The sequence below is a fragment of the Pseudomonas sp. HLS-6 genome (assembly GCF_002753995.1).
Lineage (GTDB): Bacteria > Pseudomonadota > Gammaproteobacteria > Pseudomonadales > Pseudomonadaceae > Aquipseudomonas > Aquipseudomonas defluvii.
Map to the genome: position 1 here is coordinate 410,702 of NZ_CP024478.1, position 24,481 is coordinate 435,182.

Sequence of the window (24,481 nt, forward strand, 5' to 3'; positions counted from 1 at the left end):
ACTCGGGCGCGGCTACAAGGGTGCTTAGAACACCGAGTTGTAGTTGCCCAGCTCGACCTGTACCGACTTGATGCGAGTGTACTGAGCCAGCGAGCTGATACCGTTTTCACGGCCGACACCGGACTGCTTGTAACCGCCGACCGGCATTTCGGCAGGCGACTCGCCCCAGGCGTTGATCCAGCAGATACCGGCTTCCAGCTGGTGGATGATGCGATGCGCACGGGTCAGGTCGTTGGTGCAGACACCCGCGGCCAGGCCGAAGTCGGTGTCATTGGCGCGACGGATGACTTCTTCTTCGGTTTCGTAGGTGAGGATGCTCATCACCGGGCCGAAGATTTCCTCGCGAACAATGGTCATGTCGTCGCGGCAGTCGGTGAATACGGTCGGCGCAACGAAGGCACCCTTGGCGAAGTCACCGGTGGTCAGGCGTTCGCCACCGCACAGTACGCGTGCGCCTTCTTCCTTGCCCTTGGCGATGTAGCCGAGGACATTTTCCATGTGGGCGAAGCTGACCAGTGGGCCGAAGTTGGTGTTTTCGTCTTCCGGGTTACCCACGCGGATGCGCGCAACGCGCTCAACGATCTTGGCTTCAAAGGCGGCTTTCAGAGCGGCAGGCACGAACACGCGGGTGCCGTTGGTGCAGACCTGACCGGAGCTGTAGAAGTTGGCCATCATGGCGATGTCGGCGGCGCGATCCAGGTCTGCGTCGGCGCAGATGATCAGTGGCGACTTGCCGCCCAGTTCCATGGTGACTTCCTTGAGCGAGGAGCTCGAAGCACTGGCCATGACCTTCTTGCCGGTGTCGGTGCCACCGGTAAAGGATACTTTTTCAACGCGTGGGTGCTCGGTCAGCCAGGTACCGACTTCGCGACCGCTGCCGGTCAGCACGTTGAACACGCCGTCTGGCAGGCCGGCTTCGGTGTAGATTTCGGCCAGTTTCAGTGTGGTCAGCGAGGTGACTTCACTGGGCTTGAAGATCATCGCGTTACCAGCGGCCAGGGCCGGGGCGGATTTCCACAGGGCGATCTGGATCGGGTAGTTCCAGGCGCCGATACCGACGGTCACACCCAGTGGTTCGCGGCGGGTGTAGACGAAGGAGCTGTCGCGCAGCGGGATCTGCTCGCCTTCGATGGCCGGTACCAGGCCGGCGTAGTATTCGAGTACGTCGGCACCGGTCACGATGTCGACGTAGCGGGTTTCGGAGTAGGACTTGCCGGTGTCCAGAGTTTCCAGCGCTGCCAGCTCATCGTTGCGCTCGCGCAGGATGTCGACGGCACGACGCAGGATGCGCGAACGCTGCATGGCGGTCATCGCGGCCCAGACTTTCTGGCCACGTTCGGCGCTTTCGACGGCGCGCTCGACGTCTTCTTTGGTGGCACGTTGCACGTGGGCGAGGACTTCGCCGTTGGCCGGGTTGATGGCTTCGAAGGTGGCATCGCCGCCAGCGTCGACATAACCACCATCAATGTAGAGTTTTTGCAGTTCGAAACGGGCCATAGTGTCCTCGCAAGTGCATTGTGGTTTGGCTATCCGCGCAGCGCTCCTGCCTGTGTGGCAATCGCCGGGCGCGGTGCATCAGAGGCCTGGTTGTGTGTGTCCGGGCTCGTCTGTTTTGCCAGTTGTAGATCCATGTATTCGTAAGCGATTTGCTGCGCCTGGTCGGTGTCGAAGGCGTCTCCGGATAACGCACCACGCAGCCACAGGCCGTCGATCAAGGCTGCCAGCCCGCGTGCTGCACTGCGTGCTTCAGGCAACGGCAGGACGCGGCGGAACTGACAGCACAGGTTGGAATACAAGCGGTGATCGTTGATCCGCTGCAACCTGTGCAAAGACGGCTGGTGCATGCTGGTTGCCCAGAATGCCAACCAGGTTTTCATTGCCGGGCCGTTGACCTGGCTGGCGTCGAAGTTGCCTTCGATGATCACCTGCAGGTGGGCGCGCGGGCTGTTGTCCTTGAGCGCATGCCGACGTACGGCGACGCTCTCGGTGAGCACGCTCATCAAGTACCGCATGGTCGCTGCGATCAGGCCATTCTTGTCCTGAAAGTAGTGACTGATGATGCCATTCGACACACCGGCCAAACGGGCGATCAGCGCAATGCTGGCATCTCCCATGCCGACCTGATCGACCGCCATCAACGTGGCTTCGATCAACTGCTGGCGGCGGATGGGTTGCATACCGACCTTGGGCATCTTGCAAATCTCCTCAGGCCTGCGGGCAGACGACAAGCGGCTGCCTCGGCGAAGGCCAGTCTATTTTGTTTTGATTGAACGTTCAATCAACAAAGAATAAGCTCTGCGACAATCTGCACCATTGACAGGTTTTTCTGACCTTCTGTTGGCGCAAATTGGCACCCAAAAATGACGTGTAAGCCCCGTAACACAAGGCGTTGACGGTTTTTTGCGGAATATTGAACAGATCGGCCGAACGGCACGCAGCCATGCGGCAAACCTTCTGGTCGGGGTTTTCGGTCTGTTTTTTAACGCAATCGTTCGGGATTACAGTTTTTTCCAAGGTGCTTTTATAACACCTGAGACAATGTGGCTATTGCACCATTTGCTCAGGTAACGGGTCGTTCTGTTGTTTTTTCTCGCACTGCCTGGAGCCTCTGTGCAATGAGTTCTGCCTCTTTGATAAAGACCCCTGTTGAGAGGGTCCGGGTCAATAGCGTGGTGTTCTTCACCTCGGCGCTGTTGATTCTTGTACTGACTGCCTTGCTGATCGCGGTTCCTGAAACTGCAGGTCGTGTGCTTGGCCAGGCCCAAGCCTGGTTGTCGCGTAGTTTCGGTTGGTACTACATGCTGGTGATTGGCGGCTACCTGCTGTTCGTCATCGTTCTGGCGTTTTCCTCCTTCGGCAAGTTGAAGCTGGGCGGCAAGGACGACACACCGGACTTCAGCTACGGTGCCTGGGCCGGCATGCTGTTCTCCTCCGGCATCGGTATTTCGCTGCTGTACTTCGGCGCCTCCGAACCGCTGGATCACTACTTCAACCCGCCAGAGGGCGCTCCGGCCAGCCTGCAAGCGGCCCGTCAGAGCCTGCAGTTGACGTTCCTGCATTGGGGGCTGCATGGCTGGGCGATCTACGCGTTGGTTGGTCTGTCAGTGGCCTACTTCGCCTATCGTCACAACCAGCCGCTGGCCCTGCGTTCGGCGCTGTACCCGCTGATGGGCGAGCGCTGGGTCAAGGGCGCAGCCGGTCATACCGTTGATATCTTCGGGATGTTCGTGACCCTGCTGGGCCTGGTGACCAACCTGGGTATCGGCTCGATGCAGGTATCGTCGGGCCTGGAGTACCTGTTTGGGATCGACCATAGCAAGACCAACCTGCTGATCGTCATTCTGGTGATGAGCACGGTGGCCACCATTGCTGCGGTATCGGGTGTGGAAAACGGTATTCGTCGCCTGTCCAACCTGAACATCCTGCTGTTCAGCGGCCTGCTGCTGTTCGTGCTGTTCAACGGCCCGACCCTGCACCTGCTCAACAGCTTCGTACAGAACACGGGTGACTACCTCAACGGCGTGATCCTGAAGACCTTCGACCTCTACGTCTATGAGGGCGACAGCGCCAAGTCGGAGCGCTGGTTGGGCCTGTGGACGGTGTTCTATTGGGCCTGGTGGATCTCCTGGGGCCCATTCGTGGGTATGTTCATCGCGCGTATTTCCCGTGGTCGTACCGTGCGTGAATTGGTGGCCGGCGTGCTGCTGATTCCGTTGGGCTTCACCTTGGCCTGGCTGTCGATCTTCGGCAATACCGCGCTGGACCTGGTGATCAACCAGGGCGCGGTGGAGTTGGGGCGCACGGCGCTGGAGCAGCCTTCAATGTCGATCTATCAACTGCTGGAGCACTATCCCGCGGCCAAGATCGTCGTGGGTGTGGCCGTGTTCGTCGGTTTCGTGCTGTTCCTGACCCCGGCCGATTCCGGTGCAGTCATGATGGCCAACCTGTCTTGCAAGGGTGGCCAGGTCGACGAAGACGCACCGCACTGGCTGCGTATTCTCTGGTCGGCGATCATCACTCTAGTGACCATCGGCCTGCTGTTCGCAGGCAATTTTGAAGCCATGCAGACCATGGTGGTGTTGGCAGGCTTGCCGTTCTCCGTGGTGCTGGTGGTGTTCATGTTCGGCCTGTTCAAGGCGATGAAACAGGACACTCAGGTCGAGCAGGAGCAAGCCGAATTGGCGGCCCGGGGCCGTCGCGGCTTCAGCGAGCGTCTGAGCCAACTGGACCTTCAGCCGACCCAGGCCATGGTTCAGCGCTTCATGGACAAGCAGGTCAGCCCGGCGCTTAAGGAAGCGGCCGAGCAACTGAAGACCCTGGGCTATGAGGTGCAGACCCGCCTGGGCCAGTCGCGTGCGGCGATGGGCCTGCGGATCGACATGGAGGAGGGCAACCCCTTTGTCTATGAAGTCAGCCTGGATGGCTACCTGGCCGCGCCAAACGAAGCGCCGGCTGACGGTGCCAGCGATGTACGGCAACGCTTCTATCGGGCCGAGGTTTACCTGCATAACGGTAGCCAGGAGTACGACCTGATGGGCTTCACGCCGGAGCAGATTACCCGGGATGTACTCGATCAATTCGAGAGCCATCGCCAGGTGTTGGGTCGGGTGTACAGCTGACCATTATCCGCTGAAAGCCAAGGGCTCTGTTCGCAGGAACAGGGCCCTTTCTTTTTCATGTGTGCTGCGGTGCTGGACAGCCGCTCAGGTGCCCGGCACTCTTGAAGGCGCCAAGGATCCCGGTGCCTGCCATGTTCAAGCTTCCTGCTTTTCTGATCTTCAGCGTATTCCTGCTCAGCAGTGTTGCTCGTGCAGACGAGCCATTGGTGCTGCTGACCGAGAACTTTCCGCCTTACAACATGGCCACGAACGGCAAGAGCTTCGCTCAGGATGCCAATATCGAAGGCATTGCGGCCGATATCGTTCGGGAAATGTTCAGGCGTGCGGATGTCTCCTATAGCATGACTCTGCGCTTTCCTTGGGAGCGTATCTATAAGCTGGCCCTGCATACGCCAGGCTACGGTGTGTTTGTCACGGCCCGCCAGCCGGAGCGCGAGGCGCTGTTCAAATGGGTAGGCCCTATCGGGCCGGATGACTGGATCCTGCTGGCGCGTGAGGGCAGCCCGATCACCCTGGAACGCCTGGAAGACGCTCGTGGCTATCGGATAGGCGCCTACAAGGGCGATGCCATTGCCGAACACCTGAGCAAGCAAGGGCTACGACCTTCCATCGTGCTGCGGGATCAGGACAATGCCGGGAAGCTGCTCCGGGGGGAGATCGACCTGTGGGCGACGGGCGACCCGGCGGGTCGCTACCTGGCCCGCCAGATCGGCATCAACCAGCTCAAGACGGTGCTGCGTTTTAATGGTGCAGAGTTGTACCTGGCACTGAACACGAGCGTTTCGGACGCAGTTGTCAGTCGGCTTCAGCAGGCACTGGAGCAGATGCGCGAGGATGGGTTTGTTGACGCGACGTTTGCCCGCTATCTGTAAGGCGAGAAGGGCGCTTCTGCCTGGTGGTAGATAGTTATTGATCGGCCGTACAAGGCTGACGTTACGCTCCTGTATGTGTTCTATCGCACTGACAGGAGTTGTGCATGTCTGGTTCTTTACACCCCAGTGATATCAACATTCAGGCGATGGTTGCCTTGCAATTCGCCTCGCGCCCTACCTTGCGTAGCGTGCTTGAGCGGCGGATGCTTGAGGTGCTTTTCGCACGTTACCCATCCCTCGCCAGGAACTACCCCGGCCTGGTCTCGGCCAGTCAAATCAGCCTGATGGTGCCCGAAAGGCGTGAGAATCGCCTGTTCTATTCGCGCCAGTCACTGCTTGATGTCTTCATGCTGCATTTCGCACAGGGCAAAACGCTGGTATTTGCCAATGAGACTCAGGAGGCCTACCGGCTCAGCTATGACTACCCCGCAGTCATGCAATCGGGTGACCTGAAGAATCGTCTGGACATGGAGGATGTGGCTCAGTCGCTGAATGAGTTGCAGGCGACGATTCATATCAATTTGCAACAAGCCTTGGTCGATTACTGGCAGCAGACGGGCAGCACACAGGTGCCACGGACGCTGTGGCTCAGCGAGGTGCTCAAGACCGTTTTGACTGCAAGCCAGTCCACTGCAGAGTTAGGGCGTGAGGAGCGTGCTGCACTGTCCCAAGTCGTCGAAGTACCGATGAAAATGAGTCGACAGCGGCGCTATGGCAATGACTGCACGCAAGCCTACCTGATTGATATCCATGTGGATGGGGCTGCCGGTCCCTATGCCTTGCTGAGTGGTGACGTGCTGTTGAAGTCTCGGGTAGACGGGCACGACAGGTTCCTCTGGTGTCAGCCTTCGGGGCGGGTGGAATCGTTTACCCGCGAAGAGGCGTTTTCCGAGGCCTTGCATGCGTGGGTCGCCAAGCGTTTCGTGGTGTCTCAGGTTACCTGGAGCTGTCATGAGCCTGAAGAAAACCTGTTCGAGGTGCAGGCCAGTGTACTGTTGACTCGTCAGTTAGAGGCATTGACGCCGTTGGCGTCGCGTCGATTTGCCGATGTGCAGGCGCTGGAGCAAGGCTTTAGTGCGCTCACGGATCCTTCGGTGTTCTTCCTGCCCACCGCGCTGCTGACGGTGGTGCCACAGGCCGTACTCAGCGACAGCCTGCCAGACTGGTTAAGTGATGCCTCGGCATCCGATCAGTTTGCCTATATGGGCCTTTTGCTGGGGCTGGCCAATGCGCAGGCAACGTCTCGCGGGCAATCATTTCTTTATGATGTGCCGAGCTTGAAGGCTTTTACCGCTCAGTCACTGCGCGATCAGCTACTGAATGATCACCCATCGGACGGCGACTACTTTGCGGATGATCTGATACTGACGTTCGCGATTGCCGAAGGGCAACTGGGTACAGCTGGCATGATCAGGCACGAGGCCATGACCTTTACCGACTATGCCATCGGCAATCTGGTCTCAAAGCCCAGTGGCACTGTGGTCATCAGCCATCGGAACGACAAGCCGATCATGGCCTGGATGACGCCTGAGTACATAGATGAACTGGTGCAACGGGTGAACATCGGTGAGGTGTACCCCAAGCACGTCGCGGCGTTACTGGGCGACCCTGCCCAGCTCAAGCATCGACAACAGCTGTTTTGCCGTGAGCTTGAAGTGCATTTACCGCTTGTGGCGCTGGAGGCCAAAATCCGTGGGCAGGCCGGTTTCAGTGAAGTGGGCTACAACTATGTGCGGAGTGCGACGCTGGGGCTGAGTGATGATTTAACGGGCGATGAGGCCGCCGTGTTGATCAGGCCGCTTGCCTTCAAGCGCGAGCCTGACAGCGAGGTCGCGGATGAGGTCGTCAATTTCTTTGTCATTGCTCCCCGTGATATGACAACAGGTCCGTGCGTGCTGTACCGGCCGCTTGACACCGAGCAACCGTTGCTACAGTTCCCCAGCACTGAGGCGCTGTTTGATGCCATCAAGGAAGAGGGAGCGTTACAGGAGAGTGTCCTCAGTTGGTTCAGTGATGATACCCGTCAAGTCTACGCCAACGGTGGTTTCGACGAGCCGCACATATCCAGGGTGATCATTGACACTTTATTGCCGCTGGAACGGTCAGCACCTGCTCAGTTGGTTGCGGTGGACGTGGTGGGAACGGCCTGTGAGCGGCTCTTTGAGGGCAATACCCGTATGTTGGTCGAGCTGGCCAACCGAGACTCGGTGTCCAATGCCGAAAGCCGTTGGGCACTGATTAAGAAAGGTGCGTGGCTGGTGTTCGGCGCGGTAGTGCCACTACTGCGTGGTCCTGTCGCTGTGGTTATCTGGGTCGTTCAACTGGTTAGTAGTCTGAACGAGGATTTCAAGGCGTTGCGCAGCGGGGATGAGTTTCAGCGGGACGCGGCGATTGTTGATTTGCTGTTCAATCTGGGCCTGCTCCTGTTGCACCGCTCATCGCCGCCCGGTGAGGCCGCGCCGCCCAAGCCTGTTGCCTTGCCAGAGATTGCCGGCCCTGCGCGCAGGCTTGAGGGCGATGTGGTGCCATTGGTGAAAGTGCAAAAAGACCAGTCGTTCTCGACTACCGCCACGCTTGGCGGCAATGGCACCGCACTGGATTTTTCCTGGAGCAACCCCGCGAACCACCTGAGCGCAGTGCAGCGTGAAAAGCTTCGGCGCTGGCAGGTGGATCCGATGACAGACCTGGGAGGCTATCGCGAGGATGACGAGGCGCGGGGGCTGTATGGTACCGATGACAACCTGTATGCCAAGGTTGCAGGGGCTGTCTATCGTGTCGACCGGGCGGCAGGGGAGGTCTGGGTGGTCAACCCCATTTACCGTCTTCAGCGTGGCCCGCGGTTGCGGCACCTGTCGGCTGATGAATGGGCGCTGGATTTGAGATTGGCCTTGCGTGGCGGCGGCCCGAAGCGTCAGATCAGTGCATTGGCCGAGGCCAACAAGGCGCATTATGAAGCGACGCTCGAGCAGATGAGCAAGGCCATGCAAGACTACGTGACGGAGAAAGACGCTTTCGAGAAACTGATCGAGACCTCGCGGAGTTTGGTGGCCGAAAAAGACAACGCAGCGAAGACTCTGGCGGGCTTCAAGGCCAAGCATGAGGTCGCTGATGGACCGGCCAAGACGGTGCTTGAAGGGGTCATCGCAAAAGTACAAGCGCTTCAGCTTGAGCGGGAAAATGTGCTGGCGGCGCAGTACAAGAACCAGATCACGCATCTACGGCGGATGGTGGATATTCAATGGCAAGTCAGGGACATTGTTATCGACTTGGGTAAGCCTCAATACGCGAAGTTCTATGCGCGCACAGGGGTCTCCAAGAACCTTGACGCGGTGTTGACCCAGTTGGCCATTGATTCTGCCACCCTGTACCAACGGCTTTACCTTTGCACCGATTGGGACACGCTTGCCGAGAGTCGTGAGCGTGTTGTCAGATGGCCGCGTAGTGAGCTTGAAATCGATCATTACAATCAGTTTGTCGATGCTTTGACGACCAACATTCAGGAGCAGAAGGAAATCCTGGACTTCCTGGCGCAACTCGATCATCTGGACGGCCTGCTGGTTGAGGCGGGGTTGAGCGACGCCGTTGCCAAGGTGCGTGCCGAGCGTTTGTTCAGCACGAAAGAGCTTCGCTTTGCCTACCTGACCGACCTTGGCGAGTTGGTCATGAACAGGGCTGCGATGTCCGACCCGGATGACTTCCTGTGGCTGGAACATCTGCTGATCGGTTCGGATTTAAAGCGTGCAGGGTATTCCCATGCCTCCCTGGAGCAGGAGGACGTTTCGCTGTCTGATCGAATCAGCATTTTGAACAGTAGCCTTGAAGTCTATGACACAACGTTACAGATCTGTGAGTTTCTTCAGGAAAACCCGTACGACAACGTGCGTGCCGACGCGCTGGAGCGCTACAGGGCGGAGCTGAAGGATTTGAAACACAGCGCCGAGACAGACTTGGCGCTCGCGATCAGGGCCCAGGAGCTGGATCAACCCCGTACCCCTGCCAGGCCGCGTCCGACGCCGAAGTTTTCCGCCAAATCGCGCACCATCACCACGCATGACCAGCGCGTACTGGTAGGGAAGGAAGTGACCGAGGGTGATCAGGTCTATGTTGAGCAGCGTAATAAGGTGACGGGGGAGCGCCTGAGCCGCTTTCACCAGCATGGTGATCAGTGGGTCGAAGTGGTTGAGCAGGCGCAAGGCAGCAATGAGTTGCCCGCTCCTCAGGAAGGTGCGCCCTCTGCTGATGCATTGCGCCTGGCCAGGGAAAAAGCCAATCGCATGTTGAAAAGGCGTGAAGGTGCGTTGCGCAAACTGCGTGGTTACCTGAAAAAAACCGATTCGCTGAAGAGCCTTGAGCACATTTTTGAGCATGAAGAGCGTAATTTCCGTGAGGCGGCTCAGCAGCTTGAGGCACTAGGGGAGCAGTTGACTGAGGGCGACCAGGGCAAAATCGTCGCGCTTCGTGAGGCGGCTGATGCCCTCCGCGAGGATTTGATTACCTTCTACAAGGAGAGCCCGCCACAGGCTGAAAGTCTGAAGTACCTGTACAAGTATGCAAAGCTGCAGATCGCACGGGTAGGGAGTCGAACGCCGGTCGAAGGGTATGCCAATGACTTCATTGAAAAATATGAAATCAGAACGCAAAAGCTGGAGCCGCTGTGGGAAATACACCTCCACTACCCGGACAATGCCACGCCACGTCGGCAGTTCGTCAAAGGCCACCTGAAGGCCTGGAAGGATCGAAACCTTGGGCGCCGCTATCAGTTGGCCAATGCGCGGGATGACGGAAGCCTCATCAATATCCACCGGGGCGATGTGACGTTGGCTGACGTGGACAAGATACTGCAGCTCGACTGATCGTCGCCTGGAGCACGAGCGGGAGCGTTCAGCGGGCGGGCAGGTACCGGCCATGTTTGCCATGGCCGGGCATGGCCTGGTTGCTGCGTTCGGCAATCATCTGGTGTATTTCAATCCAGGTGATGCCTTGGGCTTTCAGTTTCGGCAGCTCGCGCTCCAGCACGTCAAGTGTTTGCGGGTAAGGGTGGCCAATCAGTACCGCCGAGCCCTGTTTGTGCGCCAGGTCGATGCCCTGTTGCAACTGCGCCGCGATGGCGGCAGTGGTGCGGACATCGTCCAGAAACACATCACGTGAGACGCTGGCCAGGCCCTTTTCCTGGGCCTTGGCTGCGGCCACCGTCCTGGCGCTGGTGCGGCTGTCGACAAAGAACAGATCGCGTTGGTGCAGTTCATCCATCAGCCAACCCATGGCCTCGGGCTCTGCGGTCATCCGGCTGCCCATGTGGTTGTTCAGGCCCGCCGCGAAGGGCACCTTGACCAGGGCGGCGTCCAGGCGGCGCATCAGTTCAGCCTGTGGCATGCCTGGATGCCAGGCATAGGGCCCTGTTGCCGGGTCCATGGGCATGTGCAGAATGACCGTTTTGCCCGCCAGGTGAGCCTGGCGAGCAAGCTCGCTGGCATGTGGCGTGTCGGGCATCACGGCGAGTGTCACTGGGCCGGGCAGGGCGAGCACACGGCTGTCTCGTGCCGGGTTTTGTCCCAGGTCATCGATGATCAGGCTCAGGTAGGCCGGCGCCGCAGAGGCGGCACCGGCCAGCCCGCACAACAGTACGAGCGCGAGGCAGCGCAAGAACACCTTACTTGTCGCGCGTGATGCTCAAGCCCTTGAGCAGGCTGAGGGCCTGGCTGAGCTGGAAGTCGTCATCCTGCGGCCGTGCCTTGCGTGCGGAGCCTTTGCCCGATGGACGGTCTGCGCCGCCATTGCCATTGCCCAGGTGACCTTGCAGGTCGGCTTCCTTGAAGTTCTCGCTGTCCTGCTCGCTGGTGATCTTGGCGCGGCGCACCTCGATGTCGGGAACAATGCCCTGGGCCTGGATCGAACGTCCGTTGGGGGTGTAGTACAGCGCGGTAGTGATCTTCAGTGCGCGGTCATTGTTCAGCGGCAGTACCGTTTGCACGGAGCCTTTACCGAAGCTGTCGGTGCCCATCAGTACACCCCGTTTCTGATCCTGGAGTGCGCCGGCCACAATTTCGGATGCCGAAGCACTGCCACCGTTGATCAGCACCACCAGCGGCACGCCTTCACTGGCGTCGGCCGAGTCAGCCGAGAAGCGCAGTTCGGAGTTGGCGATACGGCCCTTGGTGTAGACGATCAAGCCCTTGGTCAGGAAGTGGTCGGCCACCTCGACCGCCGACTGCAGCACGCCGCCGGGGTTGTTGCGCAAGTCCAGGACCAGGCCACGCAGTTTCTTGCCGTTGTCCTTGCGCAGCTTGGCCAGCGCCTTGCCGACTTCCTCGCCGGTCTTGACCTGGAACTGGGTGATACGAATGTAGCCATAGCCGTCTTCGAGCATCTGGCTCTTGACGCTCTTGACCTGGATGATGGCGCGGGCCAGTGTCACGTCGAACGGTGTGCCACCATCGCGGACCAGGGTCAGGGTGATTTTCTCGCCGACCTTGCCACGCATTTTATCGACGGCTTCGGTCATGGTCTGGCCACGGGTCGGCTGGCCGTTGATCTTGACGATCAGGTCGCCGGCCTCGATGCCTGCACGGGACGCCGGGGTATCGTCGATGGGCGACACCACCTTGATGAAGCCATCCTCGCTGCCGACTTCGATACCCAGGCCACCGAACTCGCCGCTGGTGCTTTCCTGCAGTTCCTGGAAGTCTTCCGGGCCCAGGTAGGCCGAGTGCGGGTCGAGGTTGCTGAGCATGCCCTTGATGGCATTCTCCAGCAGGGTCTTGTCATCGACGGGTTCGACATAGGCTGCCTTGATGCGGTCCATCACCTCGGCGAAGGTGCGTAGCTCATCGAGTGGCAGTGGCGCCTTGGCGCTGACGGTCGTGGCCGGCATCGCTGCTGGCTGTGCCGGTTCGGCGGCGTTGGCCAGAGGCGCGCCGATGACCAGGGCAGCAGCCAGGGCCAGCGAGGTGAGGCGGGGCGAGTGCAGCATGTCGAACGAACTCCTGATCCGGGTTTCGCCCCGTTCGGGGCATCGGCATGACAGATAGCGGTCAGGCCGTGAACAATAAGGTAATGCCTATCCCTGGGACCTGCACCATTGCGCCGGATCGCTCGGGCGACCCTGCTGGCGAATGGCGAAATACAACGCCGAAGTATTTTGGCCACCGCTGTTGCCGACGGTGGAGATGGCCTCACCGGCTTTGACGATGTCGCCGGCATCCTTGAGCAGGGTCTGGTTATGGCCATAAAGGCTCAAGTAACCGTTGCCATGGTCGAGGATGACCAGAAGTCCGGCACCGCGCAACCAGTCGGCGAAGACCACGCGGCCCCCGTGTACGGCATGCACCTGGCTGCCCGCAGAGGCGCTGATCATCACGCCGTCCCACTTGGCCCGCGAGTCATCGCCACGGGTTTCACCAAAGCGTGCCAGCAAGCGGCCATTGACCGGCCATGGCAGTTTGCCACGAGCTGCGGGAAATGCCCCGCCAAATGCGGCTCCATCACTGGAGACCAGGGGGCCAGGGGTTGTCTGAGGCTTCTTCGGCGCATCGTTTTCACGGGCCGCAAGGGCTTCGCGCTGGCGCTGTTTCTCGGCTTCCTGTTGGGCAAGCAATGCACGCTGGCGTGCTTCTTCGGCCTCGCGCGCCTGACGGGCCAGGGTTTCCTCGATGGTCTTGAGGACGCGGCTCAGGTCAGCCTGCTCTTGCTCGCGCGCCTGTAGCTTCTGGTCACGGGCTTTTACGTCGGTGTCGAGCTTGGCCAGTACCTGCTGGCGTTCCTCACGGACCTTTTCCAGCTCCTGGCGCTGACTGTCGAGGCTGCCTTGCTGGGCCAGTAACTGGGCCTGCTGCAGGGCAATGTCGTTTTCCACATTGGCAAGCTGGCGCAGGGTTTCATTGAAGCTGCGCAACTGGTTCAAGCGCGCCTGACTCAAGTAGTCATAGTAGGTCAGGGTGCGGGCGAATTTTTCCGGGTTCTGCTGGTTGAGTAGCAGTTTGAGGTATTCCTCACGGCCATTCTGGTAAGCAGAACGCGCCTGGATCGCGATCAGGCGTTGCTGTTCAATGCGGGCGCTCTGGAGTTTTTTTTTCTCACTGTTCAGGCGCTCCAGCTCGCCCTCGGTCTTTTTTAGTTCCTTCTGCAATGCCTCCACCTGTTTTTCCAGCTTGCCGATGTCGGTTTCGGTCGAGCGCAGGTCTTTCTGCACGCCGGATTTTTCCTGCTGCAACTGGCCAAGGAGCTTTTTCAGCTCGGCAATATCCTGACGCGTAGCGTCCAGTTGCTGCTGGGTTTGTGCGCGTTCATCGGCGAATGCCGGGCTGAACAGGCAGGTCAGGGCTAGAAGGATCAGGGCGCGAAGCATCTGAAGGGCGATACCAAGAGGGAGACCGGCCTAGTATGCCCGGCACGCGCCGCAAAAAAAACGCCTCAAGGCAACTGCCTTGAGGCGTTTGTCCGGAAAACCGACCGTTATGGCGGGTTTACGCAGGTCAGGCGTCGATCAGGATCGAGGACCCGGTCATTTCCCGGGGTTGTTCCAGGCCCATCAGTTTCAGCATGGTGGGGGCGACATCTGCCAGTACGCCGCCGTCACGAACGGTGAACGGGCGTTTACCGACGTAGATGAACGGGACCGGTTCGGTGGTGTGCGCGGTGTGCGCCTGCCCAGTGCATTCGTCTTCCATCTGCTCGACGTTGCCATGGTCGGCAGTGATCAGCGCTTCGCCGCCGACCTTCTCCAGTGCTTCGACCAGCCGGCCGACGCAGGTATCCAGGCACTCCACGGCCTTGACCGCAGCCTCGAACACACCGCTATGGCCAACCATGTCGCCATTGGCGTAATTGACCACGATCACGTCATAACGCTGCTGCTCGATGGCTTCGACGATTTTGTCGGTCACCTCGGGGGCGCTCATTTCCGGCTGCAAGTCGTAGGTGGCGACCTTGGGTGACGGGATCAGGATACGCTCTTCACCGGGGAACGGTTCTTCACGGCCACCGGAGAAGAAGAAGGTGACGTGGGCATATTTCTCGGTTTCGGCGATACGCAGTTGGGTCTTGCCCTGCTTGGCCAGGTATTCCCCGAGCACATTGTCCAGGCTTCCTGGGGCGAAGGCGGCCGGAGCCGGGATCTTTGCCGAGTACTGGGTCAGGCCGATGTAGGCCGCCAGCTTCGGCAGGCGTGCGCGAGGGAATTCATTGAACTCGGTCTCGACAAAGACCCGCGACAGTTCGCGGGCACGGTCGGCACGGAAGTTCATGAAGATCACAGCATCGCCGTCTTCAACCTTGACGGCATCACCAATACGCGTGGCTTTGACGAACTCATCGCTCTCGTCGCGGGCATAGGCTGCTTCCAGGCCAGCCTGGGCGCTGTCGGCGCTGAACTCGGCGACACTGTCGACGATCAGGTTGTAGGCCGCAGCGACGCGGTCCCAGCGGTTGTCACGGTCCATCGCGTAGTAGCGACCGATCAGGCTGGCAATACGGCCCTTGCCCAGGCGGGCGAAGGTGGCGTCGAGCAGTTCGATGGACGATTGCGCACTCTTTGGTGGCGTGTCGCGGCCATCGAGGAAGGCGTGCAGGTAGATTTTCTCTGCGCCGCGCTGAACGGCCAGTTCTGCCATGGCGATCAGGTGGTCCTGGTGGCTATGTACGCCACCATCGGAGAGCAGGCCAAGGATATGTACGGCCTTGCCAGCACCGACCGCCTTGTCCACGGCACCACACAGCACGGGGTTCTGGAAGAACTCGCCGTCCTTGATGGCCTTGGTGACACGGGTGAAGTCCTGGTACACCACGCGCCCTGCACCCAGGTTCATGTGGCCAACCTCGGAGTTGCCCATCTGGCCGTCCGGCAGGCCCACGTCCATGCCGGAGCCGGAGATCAGGCCATGCGGCTGTGTAGCACGCAGGCGATCATAAACCGGGGTGTTGGCCGAGTAGATGGCGTTGTACTCGTGGCTTTCGCTGTGACCGAAACCATCCAGGATGATCAGGACCAGGGGTTTTGGCGTGCTCGTCATGAATCCCACTCGCGCTTGTTCAGATGAAAAAGAAACGCATTTTAGGGCATCTTGGTCCCGGATGACGAATTCCCTTTGTGTGGTTAACGGAATAAGCCGACAAGCTGCAACACATTAAGCGGAATTACTGCAGGCGGGGTCGTCGGGCGGGCTTTGGCCGACCTTGGCGGCTGTGTATACTGGCCAACATTTTTAATGGCCCGGAACCCTCTGATGGTTGCTCACCTGATTGAATTCGCCACTAACCACTATTTGCTCGTCGCACTGTTCGCGGTGCTGCTGGTACTGCTGATTCTCACCGAGGCCCGTCGCGGCGGTCGCAGCCTCAGCAGCGGCGAACTGACCGCTCTGGTCAACAGCGAGAAGGGCCTGGTCATCGACATTCGCACCAGCAAGGACTTCGCTGCCGGTCATATCGTCGGCGCCCTGAACATTCCTCAGGACAAGCTGGCTGCACGCATTGGCGAGCTGGAAAAACACAAGGCCAAGACCTTGATCGTGGTCGACAACATGGGCCAGCATTCCGGTACTACCTGCCGTGAGCTGCTCAAGGCCGGCTTTACCGCTGCCAAGCTGTCTGGCGGTGTGTCCAGCTGGCGCGCCGATAACCTGCCATTGGTGAAGTGATCCATGCCTGATGTCATCGTCTACTCCAGCGATTACTGCCCTTACTGCTCGCGCGCCAAGCACCTGCTCCAGAGCAAAGGTGTAGCCTTCGACGAGATCAAGGTCGATGGCAAGCCGCAGCTGCGCGCTGAAATGAGCCAGAAGGCCGGGCGTACATCGGTGCCGCAAATCTGGATCGGCGCTACCCATGTGGGTGGCTGCGACGACCTGTATGCCCTTGAGCGAGCGGGCAAGCTGGACGCTTTGCTCAAGGCTTGATTCAGAACCCCTACAAGACCCTGGAAAGAAGGATCTGTCATGACTGATCAACAGAACAACGGCGCAGAAGCGCTGGATGAGAACGCACCGCAGTTTTCCATGCAGCGCATCTATGTGCGCGACCTGTCGTTCGAAGCGCCGAAAAGCCCGGCGATCTTCCGTCAGCAATGGGAGCCGAGCGTCGCACTGGACCTGAACACCAAGCAAAAAGGTCTGGAAGGCGATTTCCACGAGGTCGTGCTGACCCTGTCGGTCACGGTCAAGAACGGTGAAGAAGTAGCCTTCATCGCTGAAGTGCAGCAGGCCGGTATCTTCCTGATCAAGAACCTCGATGCCGCTTCGATGAGCCACACCTTGGGCGCATTCTGCCCGAACATCCTGTTCCCTTATGCGCGTGAAGCGCTGGACAGCCTGGTGACCCGTGGCTCGTTCCCGGCACTGATGCTGTCGCCAGTGAACTTCGATGCCCTGTACGCCCAGGAAATGGCGCGTATGCAGGAAGCCGGTGAGGCGCCGTCGCTGCAATAAGCGACTGCTGTCACCTGAAAGCGCCTCACGGGGCGCTTTTTTCTTGGTTCAGGCAAAGCCTTGCTGGCGCCAGGCCTCGTAGACGGCCACCGCGACGGTGTTGGACAGGTTCAGGCTGCGGCAGCCTTCGCGCATGGGCAGGCGCAGGCGTTGCTCGCTGCTCAGCGCGTCGAGCACTTCGGCTGGCAGGCCGCGGCTTTCCGGACCGAACAAAAACGCATCGCCGGGCTGGAAGCTGGCATCATGGAAGGGCCGCGAGGCCTTGGTGGTGAACGCGAACAGGCGCGGCTGTCCCAGGCTTTCCAGGCAGCTTGGCAGGTCGGCATGACGCTTGAGTGTGGCGTACTCGTGATAGTCGAGGCCCGCTCGGCGCAAGCGCTTGTCGTCCAACTCAAAGCCGATAGGCTCGATCAGGTGCAGGTGGCAGCCGCTGTTGGCGCACAGCCTGATAATGTTGCCGGTATTCGGCGGAATCTCTGGTTGAAAGAGGATGACGTGAAACATGCACGGCTCCGGGCAAAAAGACGAAGGGCATTCTACTCCTGAACCGGACCCACGTTCGCAACTCTGGCCGCGAGTGATGTTCTCGCTGGCAATCTTCGGCATGTTGGTCGGGCTGATGATCGGTCGCTTGACGGCGCCCGAGCCTCGGGAGTTGGAGCAGGTCGAGGTCATCGAAGGAGGGCTGAACCTGTGGTTCAACGAAGAACCCAAGCTGCATGGCGAAGAGGTCGAGGGCGCTGTTGCACTGCTGTTCGAGGCTGATGGGCGGCCTCAGCGTGGTCAGTTGCAACTTGAGGGCAAGCCCGTGAGTTGGCGGGTGCAGAAGACCGATAAGGGCTTGCTGGTGAACCTGGTAGCGGCCCGTCCTCTGCACGGCGATTGGGCCGGTGCAGAGCAGGACGGGCGTTGGCGCTTGCAGGTATTGTTGCGCGAATAAAAGAGGGGATTCCCCGGCCTGCCTGTACCAAGGTCCCCAAAACGGGTGATACCTATGTTATGCACTGTGTGTGCCAGTTTTGTTGCAGGGCTGAAAATGGCTGATTACAGCCGTTTTACCGGAAGAAGAAGGCTCTAGGACGGGGATTTTTGCCTTGTCGCGGTGCATCGCGAGCGGGTTTGGTGCAGGGTGGCGCGTTCAGCAGGAGAGGGCAGCTTCTACATCGGGGGCTGCAGGAGCCGGCGCCGCGTCATGTGAAACGGGCGCCAAGGCGTGCTCCTGCAGTAATGGGGCGTCAGGCGTCGTCAGCCTCGTCCTCTTCGCCGCCCGCTACGTTCATTCCCAGCTCCTTGATCTTCCGGGTCAGGGTGTTGCGCCCCCAGCCCAGCAGCACGGCGGCATCCCGGCGGCGCCCTGCAGTGTGTTTGAGGGCGGTTTCGATCATGATCCGCTCAAAACTAGGCACGGCACTGTCGAGCAGGTTCGACTGCCCACGCGCCAGGGCCAGGTCTGCCCACTGCCGCAAGGCCTGCTCCCAGTTGGTGACGGGCGCGGCGTCCTGCGGCAGGTTCAGCAGTTCGGGCGGCAGGTCGCCAATGTGCACTTCCCGACCGGAGGCCATGACGGTGATCCAGCGGCAGGTGTTCTCCAACTGGCGAACATTGCCCGGCCATGGCAGGTTGCGAATGAACTCTTCGGTTTCAGGCTTGAGCAGCTTGGGCTCGACGGCCAGTTCCTGAGCGGCACGGCTGAGGAAGTGCCGGGCCAGGGTCGGGATGTCTTCGCGACGATCCGACAAGCGCGGGATGTGAATGCGGATCACGTTCAGGCGGTGGAACAGGTCTTCCCTGAACTTGCCAGCCTGAACCAGCGTTTCCAGGTTCTGATGGGTCGCAGCAATGATTCGTACATCGACTTTGACCGGCACGTGGCCGCCGACCCGATAAAACTCGCCATCGGCCAGCACGCGCAGCAGGCGCGTCTGGGTGTCGGCCGGCATGTCGCCAATTTCATCGAGGAACAGGGTGCCGCCGTCCGCCTGCTCAAAGCGCCCGCGCCGCAGGTTGGCCGCGCCGGTAAAGGCGCCTTTTTCGTGGCCGAACAGCTCTGACTCCATCAGGTCCTTGGGGATTGCCGCCATGTTCAGTGCAATAAACGGCGATGCTGCCCTTGGGCTGTGGCGGTGAAGGGCGTGGGCGACCAGCTCTTTGCCGGTACCCGACTCGCCGTTGATCAGCACGGTAATGTTGGAGTGGCTCAGGCGACCAATGGCACGGAACACCTCCTGCATCGCCGGTGCTTCGCCGATGATTTCCGGGGTGCGGGTCAGGCTGGGTGCCACATCCATGCCCTGTTGCTCCTGGGCATGCTGGTTGGCACGTTTGACCAGTGAGACGGCTTCGTCAACGTCGAAAGGCTTAGGCAAGTACTCGAAGGCCCCGCCCTGATAAGACGCAACGGCGCTGTCGAGGTCCGAGTGGGCGGTCATGATGATGACCGGCAGGCGAGGGTACTGCTCGCGAATCTGCGCGAGCAGGTCCAGGCCGCTGGCCCCAGGCATGCGGATATCAGAGATGATCACATCCGGCTGCTGCCGGGACAAACGACCCATGACGCCATCAGCGCTGTCGAAGCTCTGGGTGGTCATGCCTTCCTGCTGCAAGGCTTTTTCCAGAACCCAGCGGATGGAGCGATCGTCATCGACGATCCAGACAGTTTCACTACGGCTCATGAGGACATGGCTCCTTGTTCCAGCGGCAGGAAGATCGAAAAGTTGGTGTGACCAGGGTGGCTGTCACACTCGATCAGCCCTTGGTGCTGGCTGATGATGTTCTGGGTAATGGCCAGGCCCAGCCCGGTTCCGTCTGGACGGCCGCTGACCATTGGATAAAAGATGGTTTCCTGCAGTTCGGCGGGAATGCCTGGGCCGTTGTCGATGATTTCGACCTTGGCCACCAGGCGATGGCGTGTATGGCCAATGGTGAACTGGCGCATGGCTCTGGTACGCAGGCTGATACGGCCCAGGCGCAGTTCGTTCTGGGCGCTTATGGCCTGCATGGCGTTGCGAACGATGTTGAGCACGGCCTGGATCATCTGCTCGCGATCGATCAGGACGTCCGGCAGGCTAGGGTCATAGTCCCGCACCAAGGTGATGCAGCCTTGGCTTTCTGCTTCGACCAGGCTACAGACCCGCTCCAGTACTTCATGGATGTTGGTCATGGCCAGTGACGGCAGTTTGTTCGAGCCCAGCATGCGATCAACCAGGTTGCGCAGGCGATCTGCCTCTTCAATGATGACGTTGGTGTAGTCCTTCAGGCTTTCTTCAGGTAACTCGCGAGCCAACAACTGTGCCGCGCCGCGAATACCGCCAAGCGGGTTCTTGATCTCGTGGGCCAGGCCACGGACCAGCATCTTGGTGGTCTCTTGTTTGGACAGCTGAGCCTCTTCCTTGGTGATCCGCAGCAAGCGGTCCCGCGGATGGACTTCAAGCAACAGCAGGGTCTTTCCGTTGCTCAGGATGGGCGTTACCGCGTAGTCGACGGTCAGGGTCTGGCCGGCCAAGGAGGTGAGCAGGGCTTCGCGTTTAGTGAACGGGTGAGCGTGTTCCACGGCCTGGCGCAAGGAGTTCAGCGCTTCGGTCGATTCCGTGAACAGCTCGCTGATGAACTGGCCATGGCTGCGCTGACCACTGATGGCGAGCAGCATCTCCGCCGCCGGATTCATGTACTCAAGACGCAGTTCGGCATTGAGCAGAATGGTGGCAGTGGTCAGGTTGTCCAGTAGCAGTCGGTGCAGAGCATCGCTGATGGTCATGGGGCGTCGTTGACCTCTTTTGGTACATGACAACCGTGGCTGAAGCCAGGGTCGCGCGCACTGGTAATCCGCTGATACGAAGAAAATGCAAAAAACAAACCAAGGCTCCGAAAAGAAGCGGATTCGCCTGAAAAAGACCTGTATATGCCCAAAAAAGGACTACAAAGCCCTAGGCTTGCGATTTTCTTGAACCAAAATGGGCTGTTAACAGCGGATGCAGGCGGCTCATTGCACCAATATAGAGCATTGAGCCGGGATCGGTTCTGCATTAAAGGCGTTGCCCGGAAAGAGGCTTCCGAGGGCGCTTCAAACCGCGTTTTCTGTGGGATGCAGGCTTGCCTGCGCTGGCGTCGACGGGTGTGTCGGCGAGTACGTGGTGCCTGCATCGTTGGCAAGCCAACTTCCCGCAGGGCTCAGTGCCAGGCGTCTGGGCTTTGCGTAGGTGACACGTCAGAAACAAGAAAGGCCTCCCGAGGGAGGCCTTTCTTACGCCGCTTGCGCGAGCGTCACGGGATTAGCAGCTGTAGTACAGCTCGTATTCCAGTGGGTGTACGAAGGTGCGAACCTTGATTTCTTCTTCGCTTTTCAGGGCGATGTAGGCGTCGATGAAGTCGTCGCTGAAAACGCCGCCTTTGGTCAGGAACGCACGGCCCTTGTCCAGCTCTTCCAGGGCTTCTTTCAGGCTGCCACAAACCTGTGGGATTTCCTTGGCCTCTTCAGGCGGCAGGTCGTACAGGTTCTTGTCGGCGGCATCGCCTGGGTGGATCTTGTTCTGGATACCGTCCAGACCTGCCATCAGCAGCGCTGCGAAGCACAGGTATGGGTTGGCAGCCGGGTCCGGGAAGCGCGCTTCGATACGACGAGCTTTCGGGCTGGAAACGTATGGAATACGGATCGAGGCGGAGCGGTTGCGCGCCGAGTAGGCCAGCATTACAGGGGCTTCGAAGCCTGGGACCAGACGCTTGTAGGAGTTGGTCGAAGGGTTGGTGAAGCCGTTCAGTGCCTTACCGTGCTTGATGATACCGCCGATGAAGTACAGGGCGGTGTCGGACAGGCCGGCATAGCCTTCGCCGGAGAAGGTGTTCTTGCCTTCTTTGGAGATGGACATGTGAACGTGCATGCCCGAACCGTTGTCACCGTACAGTGGCTTCGGCATGAAGGTAGCGGTACGGCCGTAAGCGTCGGCAACGTTGTGTACGCAGTACTTCAGGGTCTGAACTTCGTCGGCTTTCTTCACCAGGGTGTTGAAACGCACACCGATTTCGTTCTGGCCGGCAGTTGCCACTTCGTGGTGGTGAACTTCGATGACCAGGCCCATTTCTTCCATGGCATTACACATGGCAGTACGGATTTCGTGGTCATGGTCGAACGGAGGAACTGGGAAGTAACCGCCTTTGACGCCTGGGCGGTGACCTTTGTTGCCGCCTTCGACGTCCTGGTCGGACATCCACGAACCTTGTTCGGAGAAGATCTTGAACATCGAGCCCGAGATGTCGGACTTGAATTTCACTTCGTCGAAGATGAAGAACTCTGGCTCCGGGCCGACCAGTACGGTGTCGCCGATAGCGGTGGACTTCAGGTACTCCTCGGCACGCTTGGCGATGGCGCGTGGGTCGCGGTCGTAGCCTTGCATGGTCGAAGGTTCGATGATGTCGCAAACGATGATCAGCGTTGGCTCTTCGGTGAACGGATCGAGCACGGCAGTATCGTCGACCGGCATCAGGATCATGTCGGACGCTTCGATGCCTTTCCATCCAGCGATGGAGGAGCCGTCGAACATCTTGCCGGCTTCAAAGAAGTCTTCATCCAGCGCATCACGGGCTGGCATGGTCACGTGGTGCTGAGTGCCTTTGGTGTCAGTGAAGCGCAGATCAATCCATTTAACGTCATGATCTTTGATGAGTTGAACCGACTTCGACATAGTGTCCTCCGGGTGGGGTAGAGCTTGCCTGTGCAGCCCTTGAATTTGGGTGATGCCGGGCGCGAATAGTCCGCCAAGGCAACCTGCCTCACAAGGGAGCAAATTGCATGCCAGTGCCCCGACTTGGGTTTTTTGCCCCAAACATAGGCGTTTGCGCCGTAAATACTGAAAAAGCGGATTTTTTTCGCACTCTTATGATGCGATTTTTAATCAAGATGACCTGTTTTGGTGCGTTAGATGCCGTCCGTACAATAGTTGGTCAAACCTTGAGCAATTTCCGCTATAATCCGCGCCCCCCTTTTTCGCTTGGCACATTGCGCGCAGTTTTTCATGAAACTAATCGTCAAGATTTTCCCAGAGATCACCATCAAGAGCGGCCCGGTGCGCAAGCGCTTCATTCGCCAGCTCTGCCGCAACATTCGTGTCGTGCTCAAGGATCTCGATCCAGAGCTCGTGGTCAAGGGTGTCTGGGATAATCTCGAGATCATCACGCGCCTGGACGATGAAAAAGTGCAGCGCGAGATGATCGAGCGCCTGTCCTGCACGCCGGGCATTGCGCATTTCCTGCAGGTCGACGAATACCCGCTGGTCGATTTCGACGATATCGTCGCCAAGTGCAAGCTTCATTATGGTGCGCAGCTGGCCGGCAAGCATTTTTCGGTTCGCTGCAAGCGTGCCGGCAAGCACAGCTTCACTTCCATGGATGTCGATCGTTATGTTGGCAGCCAACTGCGCCAGCAGTGCGGCGCCGCCGGGATCGATCTGCGCAACCCTGAAGTGGTCGTGCGTCTTGAGCTGCGTGATGAGCGCCTGTTCGTGGTGCACAGCCAGCACCCGGGCATCGGCGGCTACCCGCTGGGCGCGCTGGAACAGACCCTGGTGCTGATGTCGGGTGGTTTCGACTCTACCGTGGCGGCCTACCAGATGATGCGTCGCGGCCTGATGACCCATTTCTGTTTCTTCAACCTCGGTGGCCGTGCCCACGAGCTTGGCGTAATGGAAGTCGCACACTTTCTCTGGAAAAAGTACGGCAGCAGCCAGCGTGTGCTGTTTGTCAGCGTGCCGTTCGAAGAAGTGGTCGGCGAAATTCTCGGCAAGGTCGGTAACAGCTATATGGGCGTTACCCTCAAGCGTATGATGTTGCGTGCTGCAACCCGCATTGCCGATCGCCTGGAAATCGACGCACTGGTGACCGGTGAGGCGATTTCCCAGGTCTCCAGCCAGACCCTGCCGAACCTGGCAGTGATCGATTCGGCGACCGAGAAACTGGTGTTGCGCCCGCTGTTGGCCAGCCACAAGCAGGACATCATCGATCAGGCCTACCAGATCGGGACCGCCGAGTTCGCCAAGCACATGCCAGAATACTGCGGCGTGATTTCGGTGAACCCGACTACCTGTGCCAAGCGTCACCGCGTCGAAAGCGAAGAACGCAGTTTCGACATGGCGGTGCTGGAGCGTGCGCTGGAGCGTGCCCGCCTGATCTCGATCGACAATGTCATCGATGAGCTGGGCCAGGATATTCAGATTGAAGAAGTCAGCCAGGCGTTGGCCGGGCAGGTGGTGATCGACATCCGTCACCCCGACGCCCAGGAAGACCAGCCACTGGTACTCGAAGGTATCGAAGTTCAGGTGCTGCCGTTCTATGCCCTGAACAGCCGTTTCAAGGAACTGGATGCTACCCGCCAGTACCTGCTGTATTGCGACAAGGGCGTAATGAGCCGCCTGCATGCCCACCACTTATTGAGCGAGGGACATGCCAATGTGCGTGTTTATCGCCCGGCATAAGACGCCAGGGCTGTATGGCGGCAGCATCCGCCACCGCCCTCCCGACCGGCGGGCCCGTTGAGCGTTTTTCATTCATATTCGCCGCCTAAACTGGCGGCAACCCGAATCCT

At 59.4% G+C, this 24,481-nt stretch carries 18 protein-coding genes; 8 read left to right on the forward strand and 10 right to left on the reverse strand.

Features of this window, described 5'->3' with window-relative positions; translation table 11 throughout:
- Nucleotides 1–24: 24 nt before the first annotated feature.
- Nucleotides 25–1,497 carry a betaine-aldehyde dehydrogenase gene (gene betB / locus CS390_RS01825; RefSeq protein ID WP_065758225.1) on the reverse strand — a complete coding sequence of 491 codons (1,473 nt, stop codon included), beginning with the start codon at nt 1,495–1,497 and terminating at the stop codon, nt 25–27.
- 29 nt (nt 1,498–1,526) lie between these two features.
- Nucleotides 1,527–2,192, reverse strand: coding sequence for a transcriptional regulator BetI (gene betI, locus CS390_RS01830; protein ID WP_099773347.1), 666 nt, complete (start codon nt 2,190–2,192; stop codon nt 1,527–1,529).
- 423 nt (nt 2,193–2,615) lie between these two features.
- Between betI and betT the strand changes: the two genes are divergently transcribed.
- From betT to CS390_RS01845, 3 genes are all read left to right on the forward strand, one after another.
- Nucleotides 2,616–4,619, forward strand: coding sequence for a choline BCCT transporter BetT (betT, locus tag CS390_RS01835; RefSeq protein ID WP_065758227.1), 2,004 nt, complete (start codon nt 2,616–2,618; stop codon nt 4,617–4,619).
- A 131-nt stretch (nt 4,620–4,750) separates the two neighbouring features.
- Nucleotides 4,751–5,491, forward strand: coding sequence for an ABC transporter substrate-binding protein (locus CS390_RS01840; RefSeq protein WP_065758228.1), 741 nt, complete (start codon nt 4,751–4,753; stop codon nt 5,489–5,491).
- A gap of 104 nt (nt 5,492–5,595) precedes the next feature.
- Complete coding sequence (locus CS390_RS01845) at nt 5,596–10,344, forward strand: dermonecrotic toxin domain-containing protein (protein WP_099773348.1); 4,749 nt, start codon at nt 5,596–5,598, stop codon at nt 10,342–10,344.
- A gap of 28 nt (nt 10,345–10,372) precedes the next feature.
- Here CS390_RS01845 and CS390_RS01850 read toward each other — a convergent pair whose 3' ends face one another.
- The 4 genes from CS390_RS01850 to gpmI form a co-directional block, all read right to left on the reverse strand.
- Nucleotides 10,373–11,140 (reverse strand): divergent polysaccharide deacetylase family protein, encoded by a 768-nt coding sequence (locus tag CS390_RS01850; protein ID WP_256587553.1) that lies wholly within the window; start codon nt 11,138–11,140, stop codon nt 10,373–10,375.
- Between the two features lies 1 nt (nt 11,141).
- Nucleotides 11,142–12,461: a S41 family peptidase gene (locus CS390_RS01855; RefSeq protein ID WP_065762004.1), complete on the reverse strand. Its 1,320-nt coding sequence runs from the start codon at nt 12,459–12,461 to the stop codon at nt 11,142–11,144.
- Nucleotides 12,462–12,548: 87 nt separating this feature from the next.
- Nucleotides 12,549–13,835: a murein hydrolase activator EnvC gene (locus CS390_RS01860; protein ID WP_099773349.1), complete on the reverse strand. Its 1,287-nt coding sequence runs from the start codon at nt 13,833–13,835 to the stop codon at nt 12,549–12,551.
- A 127-nt stretch (nt 13,836–13,962) separates the two neighbouring features.
- On the reverse strand, nt 13,963–15,498 hold the full coding sequence (gpmI, locus tag CS390_RS01865) for a 2,3-bisphosphoglycerate-independent phosphoglycerate mutase (protein WP_099773350.1): 1,536 nt from the start codon (nt 15,496–15,498) through the stop codon (nt 13,963–13,965).
- Between the two features lie 213 nt (nt 15,499–15,711).
- Between gpmI and CS390_RS01870 the strand changes: the two genes are divergently transcribed.
- The 3 genes from CS390_RS01870 to secB are packed head-to-tail and all read left to right on the forward strand — an operon-like array spanning nt 15,712 to nt 16,911.
- Complete coding sequence (locus tag CS390_RS01870) at nt 15,712–16,125, forward strand: rhodanese-like domain-containing protein (protein WP_065761542.1); 414 nt, start codon at nt 15,712–15,714, stop codon at nt 16,123–16,125.
- Between the two features lie 3 nt (nt 16,126–16,128).
- Nucleotides 16,129–16,383 (forward strand): glutaredoxin 3, encoded by a 255-nt coding sequence (gene grxC, locus CS390_RS01875; protein WP_065761543.1) that lies wholly within the window; start codon nt 16,129–16,131, stop codon nt 16,381–16,383.
- A 39-nt stretch (nt 16,384–16,422) separates the two neighbouring features.
- Complete coding sequence (secB, locus tag CS390_RS01880; RefSeq protein ID WP_065761544.1) at nt 16,423–16,911, forward strand: protein-export chaperone SecB; 489 nt, start codon at nt 16,423–16,425, stop codon at nt 16,909–16,911.
- Between the two features lie 48 nt (nt 16,912–16,959).
- On the opposite strand, the gene trmL is transcribed toward secB, so the two are convergent.
- Nucleotides 16,960–17,415 carry a tRNA (uridine(34)/cytosine(34)/5-carboxymethylaminomethyluridine(34)-2'-O)-methyltransferase TrmL gene (gene trmL / locus CS390_RS01885; protein WP_065761545.1) on the reverse strand — a complete coding sequence of 152 codons (456 nt, stop codon included), beginning with the start codon at nt 17,413–17,415 and terminating at the stop codon, nt 16,960–16,962.
- On the opposite strand from trmL, the gene CS390_RS01890 reads away from it, so the two are divergent.
- On the forward strand, nt 17,414–17,851 hold the full coding sequence (locus CS390_RS01890; RefSeq protein ID WP_099773351.1) for a hypothetical protein: 438 nt from the start codon (nt 17,414–17,416) through the stop codon (nt 17,849–17,851). The two genes, trmL and CS390_RS01890, sit on opposite strands and share 2 nt — an antisense overlap.
- Nucleotides 17,852–18,146: 295 nt before the next feature.
- On the opposite strand, the gene ntrC is transcribed toward CS390_RS01890, so the two are convergent.
- The 3 genes from ntrC to glnA form a co-directional block, all read right to left on the reverse strand.
- Nucleotides 18,147–19,583 (reverse strand): nitrogen regulation protein NR(I), encoded by a 1,437-nt coding sequence (ntrC, locus tag CS390_RS01895; RefSeq protein WP_099773352.1) that lies wholly within the window; start codon nt 19,581–19,583, stop codon nt 18,147–18,149.
- Nucleotides 19,580–20,665, reverse strand: a complete 1,086-nt coding sequence (gene glnL, locus CS390_RS01900) for a nitrogen regulation protein NR(II) (RefSeq protein WP_065761548.1) — start codon at nt 20,663–20,665, stop codon at nt 19,580–19,582. Before glnL ends, ntrC begins: the two co-directional genes overlap by 4 nt.
- 514 nt (nt 20,666–21,179) lie before the next feature.
- The gene (gene glnA, locus CS390_RS01905; protein WP_065761549.1) at nt 21,180–22,586 is read right to left on the reverse strand and encodes a glutamate--ammonia ligase; all 1,407 of its coding nucleotides are present in this window, start codon (nt 22,584–22,586) and stop codon (nt 21,180–21,182) included.
- A gap of 330 nt (nt 22,587–22,916) precedes the next feature.
- Here glnA and thiI point away from each other — a divergent pair, with 330 nt between their 5' ends.
- On the forward strand, nt 22,917–24,371 hold the full coding sequence (gene thiI, locus CS390_RS01915) for a tRNA uracil 4-sulfurtransferase ThiI (RefSeq protein WP_065761550.1): 1,455 nt from the start codon (nt 22,917–22,919) through the stop codon (nt 24,369–24,371).
- Nucleotides 24,372–24,481 lie beyond the last annotated feature (110 nt).